This is a genomic window from Proteus faecis, assembly GCF_003144395.1.
Taxonomy (GTDB): domain Bacteria; phylum Pseudomonadota; class Gammaproteobacteria; order Enterobacterales; family Enterobacteriaceae; genus Proteus; species Proteus faecis.
In genome coordinates, this window is record NZ_PENZ01000007.1 from 98,351 (window position 1) to 121,507 (window position 23,157).

22 protein-coding genes and 1 pseudogene are annotated in these 23,157 nt (G+C 39.7%); 19 read left to right on the top strand and 4 right to left on the bottom strand.

Going from position 1 to position 23,157, the window contains the following annotated elements; genetic code table 11:
* Window positions 1-248: 248 nt before the first annotated feature.
* Window positions 249-2,588: a Tex family protein gene (locus DK858_RS01500; RefSeq protein ID WP_109395914.1), complete on the bottom strand. Its 2,340-nt coding sequence runs from the start codon at window positions 2,586-2,588 to the stop codon at window positions 249-251.
* 181 nt (window positions 2,589-2,769) lie between these two features.
* Between DK858_RS01500 and greB the strand changes: the two genes are divergently transcribed.
* From greB to DK858_RS01555, 11 genes are all read left to right on the top strand, one after another.
* Complete coding sequence (greB, locus tag DK858_RS01505; RefSeq protein WP_109395915.1) at window positions 2,770-3,249, top strand: transcription elongation factor GreB; 480 nt, start codon at window positions 2,770-2,772, stop codon at window positions 3,247-3,249.
* Window positions 3,250-3,397: 148 nt separating this feature from the next.
* Window positions 3,398-4,120 (top strand): osmolarity response regulator transcription factor OmpR, encoded by a 723-nt coding sequence (ompR, locus tag DK858_RS01510; RefSeq protein WP_109395916.1) that lies wholly within the window; start codon window positions 3,398-3,400, stop codon window positions 4,118-4,120.
* On the top strand, window positions 4,117-5,457 hold the full coding sequence (gene envZ / locus DK858_RS01515) for a two-component system sensor histidine kinase EnvZ (RefSeq protein WP_109395917.1): 1,341 nt from the start codon (window positions 4,117-4,119) through the stop codon (window positions 5,455-5,457). The genes ompR and envZ overlap by 4 nt, the downstream gene beginning before the upstream one ends.
* A 204-nt stretch (window positions 5,458-5,661) precedes the next feature.
* Window positions 5,662-6,702, top strand: coding sequence for a phosphate ABC transporter substrate-binding protein PstS (gene pstS, locus DK858_RS01520; RefSeq protein ID WP_109395918.1), 1,041 nt, complete (start codon window positions 5,662-5,664; stop codon window positions 6,700-6,702).
* Between the two features lie 76 nt (window positions 6,703-6,778).
* Complete coding sequence (gene pstC, locus DK858_RS01525; protein WP_109395919.1) at window positions 6,779-7,738, top strand: phosphate ABC transporter permease PstC; 960 nt, start codon at window positions 6,779-6,781, stop codon at window positions 7,736-7,738.
* Between the two features lies 1 nt (window position 7,739).
* Complete coding sequence (gene pstA / locus DK858_RS01530; protein ID WP_109395920.1) at window positions 7,740-8,642, top strand: phosphate ABC transporter permease PstA; 903 nt, start codon at window positions 7,740-7,742, stop codon at window positions 8,640-8,642.
* 29 nt (window positions 8,643-8,671) lie between these two features.
* On the top strand, window positions 8,672-9,448 hold the full coding sequence (gene pstB, locus DK858_RS01535; RefSeq protein ID WP_006534565.1) for a phosphate ABC transporter ATP-binding protein PstB: 777 nt from the start codon (window positions 8,672-8,674) through the stop codon (window positions 9,446-9,448).
* Window positions 9,449-9,462: 14 nt separating this feature from the next.
* Complete coding sequence (phoU, locus tag DK858_RS01540) at window positions 9,463-10,197, top strand: phosphate signaling complex protein PhoU (protein WP_109395921.1); 735 nt, start codon at window positions 9,463-9,465, stop codon at window positions 10,195-10,197.
* Between the two features lie 214 nt (window positions 10,198-10,411).
* On the top strand, window positions 10,412-11,251 hold the full coding sequence (locus DK858_RS01545) for an ABC transporter substrate-binding protein (protein WP_109395922.1): 840 nt from the start codon (window positions 10,412-10,414) through the stop codon (window positions 11,249-11,251).
* Between the two features lie 107 nt (window positions 11,252-11,358).
* Complete coding sequence (locus tag DK858_RS01550; protein WP_109395923.1) at window positions 11,359-12,096, top strand: amino acid ABC transporter permease; 738 nt, start codon at window positions 11,359-11,361, stop codon at window positions 12,094-12,096.
* 1 nt (window position 12,097) lies between these two features.
* On the top strand, window positions 12,098-12,850 hold the full coding sequence (locus tag DK858_RS01555) for an amino acid ABC transporter permease (protein WP_109395924.1): 753 nt from the start codon (window positions 12,098-12,100) through the stop codon (window positions 12,848-12,850).
* Between the two features lie 67 nt (window positions 12,851-12,917).
* Here the strand turns inward: DK858_RS01555 and DK858_RS18470 are convergent, their stop codons facing one another.
* Window positions 12,918-13,325, bottom strand: a complete 408-nt coding sequence (locus DK858_RS18470) for a DUF1240 domain-containing protein (protein WP_109395925.1) — start codon at window positions 13,323-13,325, stop codon at window positions 12,918-12,920.
* A 25-nt stretch (window positions 13,326-13,350) separates the two neighbouring features.
* Here DK858_RS18470 and DK858_RS01565 point away from each other — a divergent pair.
* From DK858_RS01565 to DK858_RS01575, 3 genes and pseudogenes are all read left to right on the top strand, one after another.
* Window positions 13,351-13,512: pseudogene (locus DK858_RS01565) on the top strand (Txe/YoeB family addiction module toxin); the annotation flags it as partial.
* Window positions 13,513-13,669: 157 nt separating this feature from the next.
* Complete coding sequence (locus DK858_RS01570; protein WP_109395927.1) at window positions 13,670-15,028, top strand: NCS2 family permease; 1,359 nt, start codon at window positions 13,670-13,672, stop codon at window positions 15,026-15,028.
* An 80-nt stretch (window positions 15,029-15,108) separates the two neighbouring features.
* Window positions 15,109-15,420: a monooxygenase gene (locus DK858_RS01575; RefSeq protein ID WP_109395928.1), complete on the top strand. Its 312-nt coding sequence runs from the start codon at window positions 15,109-15,111 to the stop codon at window positions 15,418-15,420.
* Window positions 15,421-15,469: 49 nt separating this feature from the next.
* Here the strand turns inward: DK858_RS01575 and DK858_RS01580 are convergent, their stop codons facing one another.
* Together DK858_RS01580 and DK858_RS01585 are read right to left on the bottom strand one after the other, a co-directional pair.
* On the bottom strand, window positions 15,470-16,018 hold the full coding sequence (locus DK858_RS01580; RefSeq protein ID WP_109395929.1) for a GNAT family N-acetyltransferase: 549 nt from the start codon (window positions 16,016-16,018) through the stop codon (window positions 15,470-15,472).
* A gap of 2 nt (window positions 16,019-16,020) precedes the next feature.
* Entirely contained in the window at window positions 16,021-17,493 is a 1,473-nt protein-coding gene (locus DK858_RS01585) for a glycosyltransferase family 39 protein (protein ID WP_109395930.1), read from the bottom strand.
* 188 nt (window positions 17,494-17,681) lie between these two features.
* Between DK858_RS01585 and yihI the strand changes: the two genes are divergently transcribed.
* The 5 genes from yihI to DK858_RS01610 all read left to right on the top strand — a co-directional run bounded on the left by yihI (window position 17,682) and on the right by DK858_RS01610 (window position 23,111).
* Window positions 17,682-18,179 carry a Der GTPase-activating protein YihI gene (gene yihI / locus DK858_RS01590; protein WP_109395931.1) on the top strand — a complete coding sequence of 166 codons (498 nt, stop codon included), beginning with the start codon at window positions 17,682-17,684 and terminating at the stop codon, window positions 18,177-18,179.
* A gap of 225 nt (window positions 18,180-18,404) precedes the next feature.
* Window positions 18,405-19,850, top strand: a complete 1,446-nt coding sequence (locus DK858_RS01595) for a DUF4026 domain-containing protein (RefSeq protein ID WP_109395932.1) — start codon at window positions 18,405-18,407, stop codon at window positions 19,848-19,850.
* Between the two features lie 398 nt (window positions 19,851-20,248).
* Window positions 20,249-20,485: a ferrous iron transporter A gene (gene feoA / locus DK858_RS01600; protein WP_109395933.1), complete on the top strand. Its 237-nt coding sequence runs from the start codon at window positions 20,249-20,251 to the stop codon at window positions 20,483-20,485.
* A gap of 48 nt (window positions 20,486-20,533) precedes the next feature.
* Window positions 20,534-22,861, top strand: a complete 2,328-nt coding sequence (feoB, locus tag DK858_RS01605) for a Fe(2+) transporter permease subunit FeoB (RefSeq protein ID WP_109395934.1) — start codon at window positions 20,534-20,536, stop codon at window positions 22,859-22,861.
* Between the two features lie 19 nt (window positions 22,862-22,880).
* Entirely contained in the window at window positions 22,881-23,111 is a 231-nt protein-coding gene (locus DK858_RS01610; protein WP_006534547.1) for a FeoC-like transcriptional regulator, read from the top strand.
* Window positions 23,112-23,157 lie beyond the last annotated feature (46 nt).

The window sequence follows — 23,157 nt, forward strand, 5'->3', positions numbered from 1 at the left end:
AGAGATAAAACAGAGAATATTTTGTCTATTATTTTTTCAATATCACTTAAGTCAGCTTAATATTAAACCTATAAAAATGGAAGAGAATTTATATTACCTTGCTATTTAATTAATTCTTATAAATATTTTTATCCAAAGAAAACATCTAAACAACGTGTAATAAAAAGGCGATATAACCTATATTAGTTATATCGCGCTTATTATTTTCGTTCTTTTTACCAACTAATATGGTAGCAATAATTGCACTATTAGCGTTTTTTTCCAAATGCTGCGGCTAAAGCATCTCCCATTGCGCTATTTCCTGCATTATTACCATTACTCATTGGCTGACGGTTATTACGAGCTGGTTTTTGCCCTTTGTTATTTCTAACAGAATTCGTGTTATTTGATGACGATGATTTTTTATCACTATCACCCGCAACTTCATCTAAACGCATAGTCAGTGCAATGCGCTTACGAGCTAAGTCAATCTCAAGAACTTTAACTTTAACAATATCCCCGGTTTTCACCACTGTATGTGGATCTTCAATAAATCGATCCGCTAAAGAAGAGATATGAACCAAGCCATCTTGGTGTACACCGATATCAACGAATGCACCGAAATTAGTCACGTTAGTCACAGTTCCTTCGAGGATCATACCACTGACTAAGTCATTCATCGTTTCAACACCTTCAGCAAAAGTCGCCGTTTTAAATTCTGGACGTGGGTCGCGCCCCGGTTTTGCTAACTCTTTTAAGATGTCATTAATCGTTGGTAGACCAAACTGCTCCGTAATAAATGCTCTTGCGTCTACTTGTGAAATTAAAGCACTATTCCCCATTAAATCATCAATTTTTTGATGGGTAGCTTGTAGAATATTTTCAACTATAGGATAGGCTTCAGGGTGAACCGTTGAGGCATCAAGTGGGTTTTTACCATCTCGAATACGTAAGAAACCAGCACATTGTTCAAAGGCTTTTGGCCCTAAACGCGCCACTTTGAGTAACTGTTTTCTATCAACAAAACGTCCGTTTTCATCGCGCCAGCTAATAATATTTTGAGCGATAGATTGGCTAAGTCCTGCAACACGCGTTAATAATGGTACTGATGCGGTATTTAAATCAACACCCACACCATTCACACAGTCTTCCACAACAGTATCCAGTTTTCTCGCTAATAATGTTTGGCTAACATCGTGTTGATATTGACCAACACCAATTGATTTAGGATCAATTTTTACAAGTTCAGCCAACGGATCTTGTAAGCGACGAGCGATAGAAACCGCACCACGGATAGAAACATCTAAATCTGGGAATTCATTAGCCGCAAGCTCTGACGCTGAATACACTGAAGCACCCGCTTCACTGACAATCACCTTTTGCGCTTTCACTTCTGGGTAACGTTTTACGGTTTCAGCAAAAAAACGCTCTGTTTCACGAGAAGCCGTACCATTACCAATCGCCACCAACTCAACGTTATGCTTAATACATAACGCAGCGACACTTGCTGCCGCTTTATCCGCTTGTCCTGTATGCGGATAAATGGTATCTGTGGCAATTAATTTACCTGTGCTATCCACAACAGCAACTTTAACACCGGTACGTAAGCCAGGATCAAGCCCCATCGTGGCACGCATGCCGGCAGGAGCGGCCATCAATAGATCATTAAGGTTACGAGCAAAAACATTAATTGCTTCTTCTTCCGCTTTTTCTCGTAATTGGCTCATCAGTTCTGTTTCAATATGCATTAAAACTTTAATGCGCCAAGTCCAACTTACAACGGCTTTACGCCAGCTATCTGCGGGAAGATTATTTAAACGTAGCCCTAAATGCTCCGTAATCAGCTGTTCACCGTAGCTCTCTTTGGGCGCTTCTTCAAATTGTGGATCTGGATTAAGTGATAATTGAAGAATACCTTCGTTTCGGCCACGAAACATCGCTAATGCGCGGTGAGAGGGAACATTAGCGATAGGTTCATGGTGATCAAAATAATCACTAAACTTCGCCCCTTCCGCTTCTTTACCTTCAATCACTTTGGCAACAAGATGGGCATTTTTCCATAGATATTGACGGACTTTCGCTAATAATCCGGCATCTTCTGAAAAGCGTTCCATTAAAATATAACGTGCACCATCTAAAGCGGCTTTTGTATCATCAACCCCTTTTTCTGTATTGATATAAGCGGTTGCCACTTCTTCTGGATTATTTTGTGGTTCATTCCACAATAAATCCGCTAAGGGTTCTAATCCATTTTCAATCGCAATCTGACCACGAGTACGGCGCTTAGGCTTATAAGGAAGATAGAGATCTTCAAGCTCTGTTTTACTTTGAGTGTCATTAATTGAAGAGCGGAGTTCTGGCGTCAGTTTTCCTTGTTCTTCAATTGATTTTAAAATTGTTTGGCGGCGATCGTTGAGTTCCCGTAGATAACTGAGGCGAGTTTCTAATTGACGTAATTGCGTATCATCTAATCCGCCTGTGACCTCTTTACGATAACGGGCAACAAATGGCACCGTATTCCCTTCATCCAGTAACGTTATAGCCGAAAGGACTTGCTGGGGCTTAACTGAGAGCTCATCTGCAATAATTCGGCTTAATGATTCATTCATAAAATATTTACCTACCGAGAGGAATAGTTAAAAAAGATGGCTATTATACACGCAGAGCGCTAAAAAAATTTGGCAAATTTCCTATCTAGCTCGACAATTATGAGGAAATTAACAGATTATTTTAACATTCACGCTATAGTATCTTTATGAAATTCAATGTTGATGATAGTTTTTATTTGTAATGGCAAAAAGTAACTATATTACTCGTGAAGGCTGGTATGCCTTAGACAAAGAGCTAAAATATCTTTGGAAAGAAGAACGCCCTCGTGTCACACAATCGGTTTCAGAAGCTGCGGCACAAGGTGACCGTTCAGAAAATGCTGAATATATTTATGGAAAGAAGCGATTACGCGAAATTGATAGACGTGTTCGTTTTTTATCAAAACGCCTTGATGAGCTAAAAATCGTTGACCCAGATCCTCGCCAAGAAGGAAAAGTCTATTTTGGTGCTTGGGTTACGCTTGAAGATGATGACGAAAATGTCAAAACCTTTAGACTTGTGGGTCCCGATGAATTTGATCCAGCAAAGCAGTGGATTTCTATTGATTCCCCTGTTGCCAGAGCGCTTATTGGTAAGCAAGTTGATGATGAAATTGGTGTGCAAACACCAGGTGGTGTAGTTAATTACTGCGTATTATCTATCAAGTATCATTCGGAATAAGACAAATAAATAGATTTATTCTCTTTATCCTCACTAAAGAACAAGTTTTATCTATAAATTATTAACATTTATTCTTTGGTTTTGGTTTAATATTCTTAACGATGATAGAATTCGCTAATAAAAGCATTTGCACTCCGGGAGCTTAAAAATGCAAGAAAGTTATAAAGTGCTAATCGTGGATGATGATTTACGTCTACGTTCACTACTCGAGCGCTATTTGACAGAGCAGGGTTTTCAAATCCGTACAGCTGCAAACGCTGATCAAATGGATCGTCTGCTCACTCGTGAATCTATCCACCTTATTGTGCTCGATTTAATGCTTCCAGGTGAGGATGGCTTATCTATTTGCCGTCGCTTAAGAAGCCAAAATAACCCTATTCCTATTATTATGGTTACTGCAAAAGGAGAAGAGGTTGATAGAATTGTAGGGCTTGAAATTGGCGCAGATGATTACATCTCAAAACCTTTCAACCCAAGAGAATTACTCGCACGCATTCGCGCCGTTCTTCGTCGCCAAGCGAACGAACTACCCGGTGCACCATCACAAGATAATGCCATTGTCTCTTTTGGTAAATTCAAGCTAAACCTTGGTACTCGTGAGATGTTCCACGAAGAAGAGCATATGCCTCTGACAAGTGGTGAATTTGCTGTATTGAAAGTGTTGGTATCACATCCTCGTGAACCGCTTTCTCGTGATAAGTTAATGAGCCTTGCTCGTGGTCGCGAATACAGTGCAATGGAGCGCTCAATTGACGTGCAAATTTCTCGTTTACGCCGCATGATTGAAGAAGATCCAACGCATCCTCGTTACATTCAAACGGTTTGGGGTCTTGGTTACGTCTTTGTTCCTGATGGAACCAGCGTTCAATGAGAAGGCTGAGGCTTTCCCCTCACAATAAACTAACACGCTCATTATTTCTGGTTATCTCGCTACTTTTTTTTAGCTTGATAGCCAGTTATATCGTTGTTCAGCACCTTATTGTTGGGCCAAGCCTTCAGCAATTTAATAAAGTATTAGCGTATGAAATACGCACTTTAATGCCTGAAGAACTGATCCTAATTGACGGAACCCCGCTAAAAATATCCCCAGCTTTACGCAATAAAATCTATAACGAATTAGGCATTTCTTTCTTTGATAAAGAAGCAGCTCTTAAGGAAGGGCTCTATTGGGCCAAAATAGACGATGAATTAAGTGAACAGATGACTGAATATCTTGAAGGGAAAACTGAAATTTGGATCGAAAATACGTTAGAATATCCTGTTTTATGGGTCAATACACATATTTCTCCTTCTCTTTGGATCCGTGTACCACTGACTGAATTAGGACAAAACTTCTTACTGCCTGTGTATCGACAAGCGATTATTTTTATTATTATCGTTGTCGCTTTTTTCTGGCTTTATAGTCGTTTTCAAAATCGTCCACTCAATGAAGTAGAGTATGCAGCGCGCCGGATCGGAAAAGGCGTTATTCCTCCTCCTATTCCTGAGTCTGGCTCTTCAGAAATGCGCTCAATCATTCGTGCCTTTAACCAAATGTCATCAGGCATTCGCTCATTAGACAATGATAGAACACTTGTTATGGCGGGTGTTAGCCATGATTTGCGTACACCACTAACTCGTATTCGTTTAGCAACTGAAATGATGAGCCCCGAAGATAGTTACCTCGCAGACTCGATCAATAAAGATATCGAAGATTGTGATGCTATTATTGGGCAATTCTTAGACTATATGCGCACAGGTAAAGAGATATCTTTAGAACTGTGTGATATGAATAATCTATTACAAGAAGTCATTTCAGCTGAATCTAATTCAGGAAAAATCAGTGAAGAACATCTTTATCCTGAACCTATTAATATCACGGCTAATCCCATTGCGGTAAAACGAGCACTTGCCAATATGGTTGTCAATGCCACTCGCTATGGCAATGGCTGGATAAGCGTTTCAAGTGGAAAAAATGAAGAATATGCTTGGTTCCAAGTCGAAGATGATGGCCCGGGTATTCCACAAGAAGATAGACAGCGTCTTTTCCAACCTTTTGTTCAAGGTGAACAAGCACGTAGCTCAACGGGGGCTGGTTTAGGATTATCCATTATTCGCCGTATCATGGATGCTCATGGTGGTTATGTTGAGCTTGATGATAGTGTTAGAGGTGGATTATTAATTCGAGCTAACTTTCCATTAAAAGAGCGCGAAGACGAAGACGATTAAGGCGTATCTTAATCTATCTCTTTTTATCTTTCTCACTTCCTCTTTTCTTTTTCCCCTATAAATATTTCATCATTTTTATGCTTTGTCATAAAACTGTCACAATTAAGACATTTAATTGTCATCAAACTGACCTATTGTCTGTGCGTACCGTAACCGAAGTTGATAGATGTCGAAAATTATTCTACCTATCCCACAGGAGGGATTATGAAACTGATGCGTACCACCCTGACTAGTGTCATTGCCGCTGCGTTTTCAATGACCGCTCTTTCTGCACAGGCAACGACCTCGCTGACTGGTGCTGGCGCAACGTTCCCTGCCCCAGTTTATGCTAAATGGGCAGATTCCTATCAGAAAGAAACGGGTAACAAAATTAACTACCAAGGCATTGGATCCTCTGGTGGTGTTAAACAAATTATTGCCAATACCGTTGATTTTGGTGCTTCTGATGCGCCATTAGCAGACGACAAATTACACGCTGACGGTTTATTCCAATTTCCTACTGTGATTGGTGGCGTTGTTATGGCAGTCAATATTCCTGGTATCAAATCAGGTGAACTGACCTTAGATGGCGACACTATCGGTAATATCTATCTAGGCAAGATCCAAAAATGGAACGACCCTGCCATCACTAAACTCAATCCAGGCGTAAAATTACCAGACCAAAATATCGCGGTTATTCGTCGTGCTGATGGTTCAGGAACATCTTTCGTTTTCACTAGCTACTTATCAAAAGTAAACAGTGCATGGAAAGATGGCGTGGGTGCCGGCTCTACCGTTAAATGGCCAACAGGCTTAGGTGGAAAAGGGAATGATGGTATCGCAGCATTCGTTCAACGTGTACCTGGTTCAATTGGTTATGTTGAATATGCTTACGCTAAACAAAACAATCTTGCTTATACTAAATTAGTCACAGCTGACGGCGAAGTCATTGCGCCTACAGCAGACAGTTTCAGTGCTGCAGCAAGAAAAATTGATTGGAGCAAAAGCTTTGCACAAGACCTGACTAACCAGAAAGGTGAAAATGCATGGCCGATTACTTCAACCACCTTTATCCTTGTGCATCAAACACAAAAAGATGCAGCGAAAGGTAAAGAAGTACTGAATTTCTTCAACTGGGCTTATGAGAAAGGTAATCAGGAAGCGAAAAATCTTGATTATGCTGTCTTACCAACCGAAGTTGTAGAACAAATCCGCACAGCGTGGAAAACAAGTATTAAAGACAGTAATGGTAAACCGATTTACTAATAAAACGGCAACCATTAAGAAATTAGTTAACGTTCACCCCCTGTAAAACAGGGGGTAATAAATTAAAAGAGGCTTTATGGCCGAGCACACAACGGTAATAAAGGCCCCTAGTAAACGAGGGGACGTTATTTTCAGCGCACTGGTTCGTCTAGCTGCGTTGATTACGCTTTTGCTTTTAACAGGTATCATTGTTTCACTGATTTTTGCTTCATGGCCAAGTATTCAACAATTTGGCCTGTCATTTTTATGGTCTAAAGAGTGGGATCCTCCTGCACAGGAATTTGGTGCATTAGTACCGATCTACGGTACCATTGTGACCTCAGTCATCGCATTGATTATTGCTGTTCCTGTCAGCTTTGGTATCGCCCTTTTCTTAACTGAATTAGCACCTAATTGGTTAAAACGCCCATTAGGTATTGCGATTGAGCTACTGGCCGCTATCCCAAGTATTGTTTATGGTATGTGGGGACTGTTTGTCTTTGCACCGCTATTTGCAACCTATTTCCAAGAGCCTGTCGGTAATGTGCTCTCTTCTATACCTATCGTTGGTGAGCTTTTCTCTGGACCGGCTTTTGGTATCGGTATCTTAGCTGCGGGCGTTATTCTCGCTATCATGATTATTCCTTATATCGCTTCAGTAATGCGTGATGTGTTTGAACAGACACCGGTCATGATGAAAGAGTCGGCCTACGGCATTGGCTGTACAACATGGGAAGTGATTTGGAATATTGTTCTACCTTATACCCGTAATGGTGTTATCGGTGGTGTTATGTTGGGATTAGGACGTGCCTTAGGTGAAACCATGGCAGTAACCTTTATCATCGGTAATACCTACCAATTAGACTCAGCCTCACTGTTTATGCCAGGTAACAGTATTACGTCTGCATTAGCAAACGAATTTGCTGAAGCAGAAACGGGATTACACACCGCTGCATTAATGGAATTAGGGCTTATCTTATTTGTCATCACCTTTATCGTTCTTGCGATTTCTAAGTTTATGACATTACGTTTATCAAAAAATGAAGGGGCGCGCTGATATGTCTAAAACATCCTCTTCTTCATTACGAGTTCAAACAGAAAACGAACTGCGTGTACGCCATAAACGCCAACTTTGGCGTCGTCAAAAAAACCGTATCGCGCTGTTTTTATCTGTCTCGACTATGGCATTTGGCCTTTTCTGGTTAACGTGGATTTTATTCTCTACGTTCACCAAAGGCTTTGATGGCATGTCAATTGCGCTTTTTACAGAAATGACTCCTCCGCCGAATACTGATGGTGGTGGATTGGCGAACGCCATTGCTGGTAGTGGATTACTGATTTTGTGGGCGACAGTTATTGGAACACCGTTAGGTATTCTTGCAGGCATTTATCTTGCTGAATATGGTCGTCGTTCATGGCTTGCTGAAACTACACGTTTTATTAACGATATTTTGCTGTCAGCGCCATCAATTGTTGTCGGACTCTTTGTCTACACCATTGTTGTTGCACAGATGCAGCACTTTTCAGGATGGGCGGGAATTATCGCATTAGCGTTACTGCAAATTCCTATCGTGATACGTACCACTGAAAATATGTTGAAGTTAGTACCTGATAGCTTACGCGAAGCCGCTTACGCATTAGGAACACCAAAGTGGAAAATGATCTCTAAAATCACCTTAAAAGCCTCGGTATCAGGCATTATCACGGGTGTGTTATTAGCGATTGCACGTATTGCAGGTGAAACGGCACCACTGTTATTTACTTCACTATCAAATCAATTCTGGAGCACAGACTTAAACGAACCGATAGCTAACTTACCTGTGACTATCTTTAAGTTCGCCATGAGTCCTTTTGCACAATGGCAAGAGCTTGCTTGGGCTGGCGTATTACTTATCACCCTCTGTGTTCTATTTATCAATATTATTGCGCGCGTGCTGTTTGCTAAACGCAAGCACGGTTAACGCAGAAAGTTAAGCAAGAGAGACGTTGAATGATTATGGCTAATGATAACGCAGGAAATAAAATTCAAGTTCGTGATTTGAACTTCTACTACGGTAAATTCCATGCGCTGAAAAATATCTCTTTAGATATTGCCAAAAATAAGGTGACTGCATTTATCGGCCCTTCTGGCTGTGGTAAATCGACCTTACTGCGTACTTTTAATAAAATGTATGAGCTTTATGGCGAACAACGTGCAGAAGGCGAAATCCTGCTAGATGGCAACAATATCCTGACAGATAAGCAAGATATCGCACTATTACGTGCCAAAGTCGGCATGGTATTCCAAAAGCCAACACCTTTCCCGATGTCGATTTATGACAACATCGCTTTTGGTGTACGTTTATTCGAAAAATTGTCTCGCGCTGATATGGACGAGCGTGTTCAGTGGGCTTTGACTAAAGCCGCATTATGGAACGAAACCAAAGATAAATTACATCAAAGTGGATATAGTCTATCTGGCGGTCAACAACAGCGTTTATGTATAGCACGCGGTATCGCTATTCGTCCTGAAGTTTTATTACTTGATGAGCCTTGTTCAGCACTTGACCCAATATCAACAGGTCGTATTGAAGAACTTATCAGCGAACTCAAATCAGAATATACCGTGGTTATCGTGACACATAACATGCAACAAGCGGCACGTTGTTCTGATTACACTGCATTTATGTATTTAGGCGAGTTAATTGAATTTAGCGATACGGATACGTTATTTACGCGTCCTGCGAAAAAACAAACTGAAGATTACATCACTGGGCGTTATGGCTGATAACGAGGCAATCAATGGATAATTTAAACCACAACAAGCATATTTCTGGTCAATTTAATGCTGAGTTAGAGCATATCCGTACCGAGCTGATGGTTATGGGTGGGCTTGTTGAAGAGCAACTGAAAAAAGCCATTATGGCAATGCATAATCAAGATCAGGCATTGGCAAATGAAGTTATTCAAGGTGACCATAACGTCAATATGATGGAAGTCGCCATTGATGATGCGTGTATGCGAATTATTGCTAAACGCCAGCCAACCGCGAGTGACTTACGTTTAATTATGGCGATATCAAAAACGATCGCTGAACTAGAACGTATCGGTGATGTTGCTGAAAAAATCTGTAAAACTGCGCTTGAAAAGTTTTCACACCAGCATCAACCTTTACTCGTGAGTTTAGAATCTTTAGGCCAACACGCCATACAAATGCTTCATGATGTTCTTGATGCGTTTGCACGTATGGACTTGGATGAAGCCGTCCGCATCTATCGTGAAGACGCTAAAATTGATAACGAATATGAGGGAATTGTCCGTCAATTAATGACTTATATGATGGAAGATCCTCGCACTATTCCAAGTGTGTTAACCGCACTATTTTGTGCACGTTCAATTGAACGCATTGGCGACCGTTGCCAGAACATTTGTGAGTTTATTTTCTATTACGTAAAAGGTCATGATTTCCGCCATTTAGGTGGCGACCAAGTAGAAAAAATGCTCACCAAAAGTGACGACAGCAACACCTCTAATTAAATTTATCTCTCTTTTTCTTTTCTTCAAAACAGCGACGCTTATGTCGCTGTTTTTTTATTTTCTCATCAATTAATCCCCTTATAGCTCAACACGTTTTCTCATCTTATTCCTTAAAAGCATATAGATATCAATTTTTATTATTTTATGAACTTAGATCAACTTGATAGCGTGATATCCAACATAACGATGATAATTCTTTTCTTTGGGGTGAATAATGAAATTACGTGTTTTGGCAACAGCATTAATTGCAGGCTCGGTGCTTTTCTCAGGTATTGCAAAAGCAGATAAACTCGATGATATAAAAAAAGCAGGTGTAGTACGTATCGCGATCTTTGATAGCAATCCTCCTTTTGGTTTTATTGATCCTCAAACCAAAAAACTGGCAGGTTATGATGCGGATATCGCTAATGAAATCGCCAACGATTTAGGTGTAAAACTGGAACTGCGTCCAACAAACCCAGCAAACCGTATCCCTCTTTTAAGTTCTAAGAAAGTTGATTTAATCGCAGCTAACTTCACTATTACCGATGAACGCGCTAAGCAGGTTGATTTCTCTATTCCTTACTTTGCAACGGGGCAAAAATTTATTGCTCGTAAAGGGGTGTTAACTAATCCAGAACAAATTCATTCACTGCGTATTGGTGCCGATAAGGGTACCGTTCAAGAAATCACTTTACGTGAACGTTATCCTGACACCAAAGTCATCTCTTATGACGATACACCACTCGCTTTTGCTGCATTACGTAATGGTAACGTACAAGCCATCACACAAGATGATGCAAAATTAGTGGGTTTATTAGCAAATCTTCCTGATGCCATTAAAGCAGATTTTGAAATTTCACCGTTTAGCATCACCCGCGAATACCAAGCAGTTGCAGCAGCTAAAGGTGAAGAGCGTTTAATTAATGAAATTAATAACACGCTATTAAGATTGGAAAAAGAAGGTAAAGCAGACGAAATCTACAACCGTTGGTTTGGCCCTGAAACAAAATCAGCTCAGCCTCGTGGCGATTTCAAATTTGCTCCACTATCAGAGCAAACACCACAATCTTGATCCTTAAAGCGTAATAACTTTCTTCTTCCATTAAAAACAAAGTTATTCCTTTATTAAAACACCTACCCCGCATCTGCGGGGTTTGGTGCCTACAATAGGCCTACTATATGTTTGAGCAATTTCTTTCACAGTACCTTCTTGAGTCACACTATTTAAGCTGGCTCTGGAACGGTTTTCTAATCACCTTGCTTATCTCTTTTTGGACTATTGTCATTGCAACATTAATGAGTTTCGCCCTTAGTGCTGCAAGAGATAGTGCGTTTGCACCATTACGCTGGTTAGCCACTGCTTATACTTCACTATTTCGTAATACTCCACTGTTAGTACAGTTGTTCTTTTGGTATTTCGCCTCAGGAGAAATTCTGCCACAAAGCGCCATGATGTGGTTAAACACACCTCATGAGATTGTATTCTTAGGTGTAACGCTTTCTTGGCCTTCTTTTGAGTTTTTAGCTGGTATTGTGGGTCTGACATTTTACTCAACGCCATTTATTGCCGAAGAGCTAAGAGCGGGTATTCAAGGTGTTAAACAAGGGCAAAAATATGCCGCTTTAGCTCTAGGCTTAACACCGTGGCAATCTATGCGTTATGTGATTTTACCTCAAGCCTTTCGTATTGCTCTGCCTCCTTTGTTAGGTCAATACATGAATATAATAAAAAACTCATCACTGACTATGGCTATTGGTGTTGCGGAGCTTTCTTACGCATCAAGACAAGTCGAAACAGAATCATTACGAACCTTTGAAGCCTTTGGTGTCGCAACCATTCTTTATATTGCGGCGATAGCTTTAATGGAGGCTTGGGGACAATGGCATCAGCAACGTAAATTAGCACAAGGGTATTAATATGGACTTTACTGTTATTGCTGATAACTGGCAGTACTTACTCTTCGGTGCTTATCCTGATGGGCCTTTAGAAGGTGCAGCGCTGACCGTGTTTATCAGTATCATTGCGGGTATTGCATCTATTATTTTAGGTACCTTAGGTGGTATTGCTCTGGCTATGCTCCGAGGTATCTGGGTTAATCTTTTTGCGGCTTTTTTAGGCTTTTTTCGTGCTATTCCTGTCATTATGTTGATATTTTGGGTCTATTTTATCTTACCTGTTGTATTAGGGATGGAAATACCTGAAATCACGACTGTAATTTGTGCATTAGCGTTAATTACATCGTCTTATATTGCACATGGCGTGAAAGCGGGGATTTTGGCGATTGGAAAAGGGCAATGGCAGGCTGGATTATCTTTAGGCTTTAATCGCTGGCAAGTGCTGTGGTATATCGTATTACCACAAGCATTACGCATGATGGTACCTTCGTTTATTAATCAGTGGATAGCCTTAATCAAAGATACTTCATTAGCTTATGTAGTCGGTGTAGGTGAGCTTTCGTTCTTAGCGACACAAGTCAATAACCGCAGCATGGTTTATCCAATGGAAGTCTTTCTGTTCGTTGCTTTTATCTATTTTGTTCTCTGTTTTTCATTGGAAATTATTGCCAATAGAATTGCGAAATTATTTTCCACACAAAAAGAAAAACGCCCTTTTTGGCAAATGATATTACCGTTTAGAAAAAAATATTTCACCGAAAAAAGTTTAGGCTAATAATATGATAAGGCTAAAGCAATTTAGCCTTATCATTATGTTTAACTTCAACAAAGCCTAATGGATGCTAATCACGACATAACATTGGTGATACTACATAAGCATTTGATTTAGCGAAGGATCCCTTTTCACAAACAACATACCCCTTAGAAAGTAAGTCTTTTTCAACATAGCGAGAAAAGAAAAAGCTAAAGAGACATCCAAAAATAAAAAATAAGAGAAAAGAGAACATTATTTTTTTACTTTCTTTTAGTGTCCTTTTTTTAGGGGGCGGAAAAACCAGCAAATAGAGAAGATAAAAAACAGATGGCACCGTAAATAAAAAAACTGATGTTTTAAATGAGGATCTGATTTTTTCAGAAAGAGAAAAATAATCAACATAACTTTCTATTGAGATAAATAATTCAATAGAGAAAAAAACGAATAAGATACCTGAAACTAAATAGATTATCTTTATTATATTCTTACCTGACACTCCCTATCTCCTTTTTTATTCCTAAAAAGATATTAAAAGAACACCGTTTAGCGGAATAGGTAAACTCGAGCCCTTGAAACATAATTTAACAGGTTTTTGGTCAAGACGGATCACGGATGAACATCGTCTCATCTACCGTATTACTGATCCCGCTATAGAAATTGCATCATGTCGATACCATGACTAGCCTCCTTACATTTATCCCGTTTAACTCTTAAAGGATCTCAACCTATTTTTAAGCTTTAGATTTTCCCCTCCACGCAATCGATTACTTTTTTAGGTGCAGTTCTGATTTTATTTGTGTAGGATAAAGCGAAAAACATTTTTTTTGGGATCTTTTGTCTATGAGCATGTCATCACCAAATTCTGGTTCACAGGGTTTGCTCCAACGTGTGTTTAAGCTACAGGAACACGGTACAAACGCTCGCACTGAACTGATTGCGGGTATCACGACTTTCTTAACGATGGTTTATATTATCTTCGTTAACCCTCAAATTCTCGCCGCTGCCAATATGGATATCAAAGCCGTCTTCGTAACGACCTGCTTAATTGCGGCTTTTGGTAGTATTTTAATGGGATTAGTGGCTAATTTACCTATCGCCGTTGCCCCAGCTATGGGTCTAAATGCCTTTTTTGCCTTTGTCGTTGTTGGCGCAATGGGCTACTCATGGGAAGTTGCGATGGGCGCGATTTTCTGGGGTGCAGTAGGCCTGTTTTTACTAACTCTCTTTCGTATTCGCTATTGGATAATTGCCCATATTCCACTGAGTTTGCGTGTTGGTATTACGAGCGGTATCGGCCTTTTTATCGCCATGATGGGCTTAAAAAATTCCGGTATTATTGTTCCTAATAATGACACTATCGTGACTATCGGTAATTTTGCGTCTCATAACGTATTATTAGGTGCATTAGGCTTTTTCATTATCGCTATTCTTGCTGCTCGTAATATCCATGCCGCAATCCTTATCTCAATTGTTATCACCACTGTCATTGGTCTTCTCTTAGGGGATGTTCAATATCAAGGTATCTTTGCTATGCCACCTTCCATCACGACCGTGGTAGGTAAAGTGGATATTGTTGGCGCGTTAGATATCGGCCTTTCTGGTGTGATTTTTGCCTTTATGTTGGTTAACTTATTTGACTCATCAGGCACTTTAATTGGTGTCACTGATAAAGCGGGTTTAACTGATGACAAAGGCAAGTTTCCACGGATGAAACAAGCATTATATGTCGATAGCTTAAGCTCTGTTGCAGGCTCCGCAATGGGAACATCGTCTGTCACGGCTTTTATCGAAAGCACTTCGGGTGTTTCTGTCGGCGGTCGTACAGGTTTAACTGCAGTTGTTGTCGGTATTCTTTTCTTACTCGCGATCTTCTTATCACCACTCGCAGGCATGGTACCAAGCTACGCAACGGCTGGCGCACTGATTTATGTGGGCGTATTAATGACATCCAGCCTTACGCGCGTGAAATGGGATGACTTAACAGAATCTGTTCCAGCCTTTATTACCGCTGTCATGATGCCATTTAGCTTCTCAATTACTGAAGGTATTGCACTTGGTTTTATTGCCTATTGTGTGATGAAAGTGGGTACTTTCCGTTGGAAAGAAATTAATCTATGCGTTGTGATTGTTTCACTGCTATTTATTTTAAAAATATTACTGATTGATACTCATGTGATTGATTTAAATTCTTTATTCTAATATTCAATAAATTAAGATCACGATGATACAGATAAAACGGCACCAATAACGTGCCGTTTTTTATAAGAAAAGAGGTAATTATGAATGTAATTCTACAAGTCGATTTCCCGTATCATGGTCCTTTCGATAATGAAATGACACAAGCTATGGATGCATTATCTGCATCAATCAACCAAGAGCCTGGCTTTATTTGGAAAATTTGGACTGAAAATAAAGAAACACAAAAAGCGGGAGGTATTTATCTTTTTGATTCAAAAGAAAACGCTCAAGCTTATTTAGAGAAACACAGCGCTCGATTAAAATCTTTTGGTATCACAGAAGTGCGTGGTGATATTTTTGCAGTAAATCAAGCGTTAAGCTTAAAAAATCACGCCTCTTTTTTGGCTAAATAGCTAAAAGCACAAGTGTTATATACCACTTGTGCCTTTCTATTTGCTGCAATCACTCTACTTTCGAAGGCAACAACAAACCAAAAATAATCGAATCAGAAATCTCATCACCAACTATCCAACGCTGTTTTAGATATCCTTCTTGTTCAAAACCTAATTTCATTAACAACGTAGCTGAAGCTTTATTATCAGGGTGAATATCGGCTTCTAAACGACGAACAGATAAATGCGTTTGGAGATACGTGATAAACGCAACCATAGCTTCTTTCATTATCCCCCTGCCTTGATAAGCCGTATCAAGACAATATCCAATTTCACCACGTCGTGAATTAGGGTAATGATTAAAGAAAACACACATCCCCATAAGTGCATTTGTTGCTTTATCTATCACGGCTAAACGCAGATACTCTTTTCTTTCCATATGAGTGATATCTTGAATGATATCTTCCTGCGCCTCTTGCAGTGATTGCCAAGGAAGATGACTCCAGTAGCGCGTCACTTCAGGTGAGCTCATGATCTTAAACCAATTTTCGGCATCCCCCATTTCAAAAGGACGCAATCTTAATCTTTCTGTTTCAACCTGAATATCAGCGTAACGCATCTCTACTTTTCCTTATGTGTTTTTGGCGCCACAAAAGCAATACAAACCGGCTCGGCAATGGCATCGGGTTCAGCACGAAACATTATCTCTTGAGTATCCGCTATTTTTAAACTCGGCCAGTGCTTTAATCCTTCATTAAAATGCGCTTTTTCACAGTAATAACCAACTTCACTCACCAAGACGACGCCTTTTTCTTCTAATTGTTGAAGTGTAATATGTCGATTATAAATATTAGGTGGTTGCACGTTTTCTTCTAGCACCCAAGGCTGAGAAGATAATGGTCTATCTTTACCATAAAAAGTCACCCATTCATGCATATACTCACCACCAACATATGCAAGTGGCGTGTGATAATGCTGATGCCATGCTTGTTCAACATCTTGCACAAAGGTTTTTACGCCAATAAATTTTTGTCCTGCATTACGCACATTAGCGGCTTGAACAACGGTATAACCCGAAACCACTAGCATTCCCAAAACACCTAAACCATACAGTGCTCCGCGAAGTGAGCGCTTCGGCATTACATTAATTGAACCAACAAAAAGTGCAGTTGCAACTGACATAAAGGGTTGTAACCATTCCGTGATACGTCCACCTTCATGGAAGCTAAACCAGACAAAAATAATGGCCAACGGGAATAACAATACAAAATTCAACAACTGACTATCTTTAGATGCAGACCAACTTACTCGCCCACCATAAAAACGTAAAATTCCCCACATTAAAATCACAGGGTAAAAAACTGCCAGTGCTGCGCGAGTTGTACGTAAATTAAAACGGTTTTCTATTTGTGAATTGACCCACTTAAAAGCGGCAAAATCGGTTTGCCATAACCAAATAAAATTGGGAATAACAAAAGCAAACCAAATAGCCAACGCTAAATAGAAATAGGGGGAGCCGTAACTTGCTCGAACTTTAGGTACAAAAAGGCTTGATAAAAACACAGAACCAATAAAAGCTAACGATGAATATTTCCCCATTGTGGCAATACCCATCGTAATCGCAAAACCAATCCAATATTTTTTATTGTCATTAATCGCACAAAGGAAAAAATAGAACGCCCATGCCCAACAACCAACTAGAATATAATTATCGTTATACGGGATAATATCAAAGTTGATAACGCCAGATAAATTAAGCGCTAACATAGCAAACCACGCTAGGTTAGTATTTTGTGTCAACTTATAGGCTAAGTTCCACACACCTAATAATCCAATGGCAATGACAATAAAGTGGATAAAATACCAATAAAAGCTAAAATCGATACCGCCATAAATAGCCGGTGTCATTATAAAACCAACAAACCAAGGATTTTTTGGAGATCCCCACCCTCCATTAGTGCCCCAATTGACAGCCTCAACGGCATCATAAGGCACTGTAGGGTCAAAGAGATAACTCACTAAGATCCAGAGCGTCGCATAACCAATAACCCACCAATATACTGGTTTACGTAATTGTGCAGATGATAATGTCATAATAAATAAAAATTTAAGTTAATTAATTTAGTTTGGCCGTTAATTGACGTCACAACACAGTAAAGTATAGTGAAACGAACCGCACATTGTACGTGAGCAAAAATTAAATTGTCTTAAATTTGCGCTTTTATTGAAAATTTGTTTCTGATAGATTGCGCAACCAAGAAGATCACTATCGAGTTACCATTATGAATATGATTAAAAGAAAACCCGCAGCTAAAGCACGTAAGAAATCTCGTGAAGAGCTGAATGCGGAAGGACGTGAACGTAAACGTCAAAAGAAACACCGTGGCAATCCTGCCGGTAACCGTCAGCAGGAAGCGGAAAACAAACAGCAAACGAAAAATACAGCGCCGAAAGATCCACGTATTGGTAGCAAAAAACCGATCCCTCTGATTGTAGGCGATACACCAAAAGTGGCGAAGAAAAAACCGGCGCCAGTTAAAGCAGAGCCCGTTCGTTTAACACCTGAGCAAGAATTAGACCAGTTAGAAAACGATGCTCGTTTAGATGAATTACTGTCTCGTCTTGAAAACGGTGAAAAACTCAACGCAGAAGAACAGGCTTATACTGAGAAAACCCTTGATCGTATTGACGAATTAATGGTTGAACTGGGTATTGAGTTTGAAGATGATGACGATGAAGAGAAAACAGAAGACATCATGCAGTTGCTGAAAGGTAAATAATCAAAAGATTAATTATTTTCCTTGAATAGCTTACATCTAACGGATATTAATAACTTATTGATATCCGTTATTTTTTATAGTGTTTTCTCTGTTTTATTTTTCATTAATTTTTATTATCAACAATAGATTAAATAACCCTCACAAGCTCAGATAACTCCATCTATTCCTCTCTTGTTATCCCTGATATCCTATTTTTCTATCTTTAATATACGAGTGATAAAAAATATGGATAACAGACAGCAGTACTTAGATATCGCAGCCGGGCAAGGAGAAAAAGTGCCCTCTCGTATAGTGGCCTTCCCTGCACAGCCACTAAACTATGCGCTTATTGAACAACGTCTAGACGAGCAGACCGATTACACTGATGGTGAAATAAATTATCTGAGTGAAAACATTGACGACGGTTTTTTCTATCGTTGCCAGCATGGTGATGACGAGTTACATTTTTTTATCTGTCTTTACCCTCGTGATGAAAGTTACGAAATACGGCCAATGTATTCGACTGATGAGCTCACACCACAACGACTCGCACATGCGAATGCGACCACTCAAGATTTATTGTTAGAAACACTGTTTACTGAAACCTTGCATCCTTTAGCTAGCTATCGCCATCAACTGAATTTTCTTAATATCATCGCACCAGAAATAGTCTTAGCATTAGATGAATCCGCGGCAGGCAAAGCATTAACACCGGAGTGGATCCGCTTCCAATTAGAAACGCCCGATCTCTATCCAGAAGTAGAAAGCTTATATGTTATTCATGCTGTCTATGACACAGAAAATGATCCACCAACCATGTTCTGGTTCCATACACATGGATTAGCCCGTTGTGGCATAACAGAAGTCGATTTAGTTATTCCAAGTATGCTTGAATCTTACTATGGTATTCCTGATCTCTTCCGCTGTTTTGTTAACAACAGTATTAACCATCGCCAAATTAAATTTGGTGAACCAATGCTTTGTGGCCAAACATCATCAGGCTTGGAGTATCTTGTCGCATTACCTTTTGAAGAAGGTATTCGCCATGTTAATCAATCAACACCTCTTGAAAACCTTAGACCTTTAGAAGAGATGCGTTATGACACGCAAGGCGCACCAAATGGCGTTTTCTTGGGGGATTTAGCCGATCGTGATGAATATCATCAACATCCTTCTTCTATGCTATTTAGAACCAATGAAGAAAATCCTGTTTTAGAAACCTTCTTTAAAGGTTATGAAGAGCAGCAAGCAATGATGCTACTGCGTAGCAATGAAGAAACCTATGAGATGTCTGAAAAAGCCAAGCGACGCTGGGAATACTTCGTTTCTATGTTTGATAACTACAATCAACCACCTGTTGAGAAAAAAAGTGGTTTTCTCTCCAAACTATTAGGAAAAGACAAACCCGAAGAGACCGAAAACCCTTGGCAGTTTATGATCAAATTCGGTATTCCTTATGGTGAAGAGGAAGAAAAAGAGCTAGAGCATATGTGGTTTGTGCCACAATCTCGTGATGGGGATACCGTTTATGCAAAATTACTCAACGTGCCATTTTATGTTCAGGATATGCAAGAAGGTGAAATCTATCCTATCAACACGGCACTCATCACTGATTGGGTCGTTTCATTTGAAGGTGATAGTTATACCCCTAACAATATTTACCAACTTTTTAGCCACCAGCAAACTCACTAATTAGCGGGTATTTCACAATAACAACGCGAGCTTTCCACTTAAGCTCGCGATCTTCATATTCTTGAAATCTACTTTTATATTGTTACCCGTTAATAGCATTAATTGATTATTATTTTGTTGCTACATTGACATTTCAACTTGTTACATTCTGTTTTTGTCTAATAACAGATAGGATAAACAGTCAATTTTCATCTCAATATCTTTTCTCTAGTTGATTTAAATCAAGTGCAGATAAGCGTAGACTAGGCTAAATTATACCCAATAAGGATAATTATAATTCTCATTAGCATTAAAAATATTTATTATAATTAACCAGACTATTATTATGTGAATTCACATGCTAGTTAATAATAATCATTATCATTATTTTTTGTATCAATATTCGTGGAAGGACAATTATGTCTCTGATCCCAAATCACAGTTATAAAATCTTGAGCTACTCACCTCAGATTAGCCCTGCATACAGACAGAAATTATTATCCTTAGGTATGTTACCTGGCGCTGTGTTTAACGTTATTCGTATTGCGCCACTGGGTGATCCTATTCAAATAGAAACGCACCGAGTCTCTCTAATTTTGAGAAAAAAAGATCTCGCATTCATTAATCTTAGCGAAGTGCTTCATAACGAAAAATAATCGTTATTTCTCATTCAACCAGGCAAGACAACTATTGGCATCACTATTATGACTCCTCTCACTATAGGCCTTATCGGTAATCCCAATGCCGGTAAAACAACACTCTTTAATCAGTTAACAGGCTCTCGTCAGCGTGTGGGAAACTGGGCGGGGGTTACGGTCGAACGCAAAGTTGGTCGTTTTACAACTGCAAATCATAAAATTGAACTCGTCGATTTACCCGGAACATACTCTTTAACAACAATCTCAGAACAGACCTCTCTCGATGAGCAAATTGCCTGTCATTTCATTTTAAGTAATGAAGCAGACATGTTGATTAACGTGGTTGATGCATCAAATCTTGAACGTAACCTCTATTTGACATTGCAACTGCTTGAGCTTGGTATTCCGTGTATCGTGGCATTAAACATGCTCGATATTGCAGAACATCAAGATATGCAAATTGATATTCAGGCACTTTCAAAACATTTGGGTTGTCCTGTTATTCCAATGATTTCAACCAAAGCATCTGGCATTGATAAGCTCAAAGAAGCCATTGATACCTTCCCGGCTGAAAAGAAAAAACCACAAGAATTACTCACTTCTTATCCACTATGGTTATTAAATGAAGTTGAGGTGCTTGCTGAAAAAATTAATCATGATGAGTTTAATTTACAGCAACGTCGTTGGATGGCATTACAGTGCTTAGAGGGCGATATCTATACTCACCAACGAGCTCAAATCACTAGTGAAGATATCAAAACTATTCGCCAACGCATTCAAGACGAACAGAATAATGAACCAGAATTAGTCATCGCTGATGCCCGTTACCAAAATATTGAGCGCATCTGCCATACCGTGATTAATATGGAGTCCATCAAGCCGAATATTCTGACACAAAATATCGATAAAGTGATATTAAACCGTTGGTTAGGTGTTCCTATCTTCCTGTTTGTTATGTATTTAATGTTCGTTCTAGCAATTAACATTGGCGGTGCATTACAACCTGCTTTTGAAGGTGGCTCCGAAGCTATCTTTATTCATGGTATTCAATGGATTGGCGCAACGTTTAATTTCCCTGAATGGCTAACAATTTTCCTTGCCCAAGGTGTCGGTGGCGGTATCAATACTGTTCTTCCATTGGTGCCACAAATCGGGATGATGTACCTCTTTTTATCTATCCTTGAAGACTCAGGTTATATGGCTCGTGCCGCATTCGTTATGGATAGATTGATGCAAGCTCTAGGGTTACCGGGTAAATCATTCGTACCACTGATTGTTGGTTTTGGTTGTAACGTACCTTCCATTATGGGTGCACGTACTCTTGATGCACCAAGAGAGCGATTGATCACTGTATTAATGGCGCCGTTTATGTCTTGTGGTGCACGTTTAGCTATCTTCGCGGTATTTGCGGCAGCTTTCTTTGGTAAAAATGGTGCAAGTGTTGTTTTCTCACTTTATCTTCTGGGTATTGTGGTTGCTATCCTCACAGGCTTACTGCTAAAACACACTATTATGCGCGGTGAAGCGTCACCTTTCGTGATGGAACTGCCTGTTTATCACGTACCACACCTAAAAACGTTACTACTACAAACATGGCAACGTCTAAAAGGCTTCGTTATACGTGCTGGTAAAGTCATCATTATTGCTAGTATGTTTATCGGTGCACTAAACAGCTTTACCTTCTCAGGTAAACCTGCAGATAACATCAATGATTCTGCACTAGCTTCTGTCAGTAAAGTGATCACGCCATTACTGCAACCTATTGGTGTTCACAATGATAACTGGCAAGCAACGGTTGGTTTAGTCACAGGTGCAATGGCAAAAGAAGTGGTTGTTGGAACATTAAATACCCTCTATACCGCAGAAAGCATTGTTAATGAGCCATTTGATCCTGAAGAGTTCGACCTGTGGGGAGAAATTGGTGATGCATTTGGTGAAACATGGGATAGCTTAAAAGAGACATTCACTTTAGCTGCACTATCTAACCCAATTGAAGCCAGTAAAGGTGATGGTGAAATGGATACCGGCACAATGGGAACAATGGGGGCAAAATTTGGCTCAGGTATCGCAGCTTATAGCTACTTAATCTTTGTTTTACTGTATGTACCTTGTGTTTCAGTCATGGGTGCGATTGCACGTGAAACCAGTCGTGGCTGGATGACTTTCTCTATTCTTTGGGGGTTAAATATTGCTTACTCACTGGCTGCGCTGTTCTATCAAACCGCAACCTTTAGCGAACACCCGCAAAGCAGTACCATTACCATTGCCGCGGTTGTGATATTTAATCTGGTTCTATTTATTTTGTTGCGTAATGCGCGTAATCGTCTAACAATTAACTTAAGTAATAAGTCTTCATTGGCTAAACAATGTTGTTCAAAAGGTAGCTGTCACTAAGTGACAAAGGAAGAGCAAGATGGCGAGTTTGATAGAAGTACGTGATTGTATCGCCCTTAATGGTCGAGCCGATGCCCGTCTTATCAGCCATCAACTCAATATGCCAGAACCGTTGGTGCAAGCAATGTTAGAACGGCTCACATTGATGGGTAAGCTTCAAGAGGTAGATGTTGAGGATTGTCTTACGGGCAGTTGTAAAAGTTGTCCAGAAGCCACCGCTTGCCAGACAAAGCTTTATCAATTACGTTAATGCGTTATAAAAAACAAACCCCTATTTTTTATAGGGGTTTTCTTTA

Excerpts from the sequence above, each read along its gene's own strand:
- envZ (WP_109395917.1), top strand. The coding sequence starts at position 4,117 with ATGAGAAGGCTGAGGCTTTCCCCTCACAATAAACTAACACGCTCATTA.
- DK858_RS01610 (WP_006534547.1), top strand. The coding sequence starts at position 22,881 with ATGGCGAGTTTGATAGAAGTACGTGATTGTATCGCCCTTAATGGTCGA.
- ompR (WP_109395916.1), top strand. The coding sequence starts at position 3,398 with ATGCAAGAAAGTTATAAAGTGCTAATCGTGGATGATGATTTACGTCTA.
- DK858_RS01595 (WP_109395932.1), top strand. The coding sequence starts at position 18,405 with ATGGATAACAGACAGCAGTACTTAGATATCGCAGCCGGGCAAGGAGAA.
- DK858_RS01545 (WP_109395922.1), top strand. The coding sequence starts at position 10,412 with ATGAAATTACGTGTTTTGGCAACAGCATTAATTGCAGGCTCGGTGCTT.
- feoB (WP_109395934.1), top strand. The coding sequence starts at position 20,534 with ATGACTCCTCTCACTATAGGCCTTATCGGTAATCCCAATGCCGGTAAA.
- DK858_RS01500 (WP_109395914.1), bottom strand. The coding sequence starts at position 2,588 with ATGAATGAATCATTAAGCCGAATTATTGCAGATGAGCTCTCAGTTAAG.
- DK858_RS01570 (WP_109395927.1), top strand. The coding sequence starts at position 13,670 with ATGAGCATGTCATCACCAAATTCTGGTTCACAGGGTTTGCTCCAACGT.
- DK858_RS01575 (WP_109395928.1), top strand. The coding sequence starts at position 15,109 with ATGAATGTAATTCTACAAGTCGATTTCCCGTATCATGGTCCTTTCGAT.
- greB (WP_109395915.1), top strand. The coding sequence starts at position 2,770 with ATGGCAAAAAGTAACTATATTACTCGTGAAGGCTGGTATGCCTTAGAC.
- DK858_RS01550 (WP_109395923.1), top strand. The coding sequence starts at position 11,359 with ATGTTTGAGCAATTTCTTTCACAGTACCTTCTTGAGTCACACTATTTA.
- DK858_RS01580 (WP_109395929.1), bottom strand. The coding sequence starts at position 16,018 with ATGCGTTACGCTGATATTCAGGTTGAAACAGAAAGATTAAGATTGCGT.
- DK858_RS01585 (WP_109395930.1), bottom strand. The coding sequence starts at position 17,493 with ATGACATTATCATCTGCACAATTACGTAAACCAGTATATTGGTGGGTT.
- DK858_RS01555 (WP_109395924.1), top strand. The coding sequence starts at position 12,098 with ATGGACTTTACTGTTATTGCTGATAACTGGCAGTACTTACTCTTCGGT.
- pstS (WP_109395918.1), top strand. The coding sequence starts at position 5,662 with ATGAAACTGATGCGTACCACCCTGACTAGTGTCATTGCCGCTGCGTTT.
- pstB (WP_006534565.1), top strand. The coding sequence starts at position 8,672 with ATGATTATGGCTAATGATAACGCAGGAAATAAAATTCAAGTTCGTGAT.
- feoA (WP_109395933.1), top strand. The coding sequence starts at position 20,249 with ATGTCTCTGATCCCAAATCACAGTTATAAAATCTTGAGCTACTCACCT.
- pstC (WP_109395919.1), top strand. The coding sequence starts at position 6,779 with ATGGCCGAGCACACAACGGTAATAAAGGCCCCTAGTAAACGAGGGGAC.
- yihI (WP_109395931.1), top strand. The coding sequence starts at position 17,682 with ATGAATATGATTAAAAGAAAACCCGCAGCTAAAGCACGTAAGAAATCT.
- phoU (WP_109395921.1), top strand. The coding sequence starts at position 9,463 with ATGGATAATTTAAACCACAACAAGCATATTTCTGGTCAATTTAATGCT.
- pstA (WP_109395920.1), top strand. The coding sequence starts at position 7,740 with ATGTCTAAAACATCCTCTTCTTCATTACGAGTTCAAACAGAAAACGAA.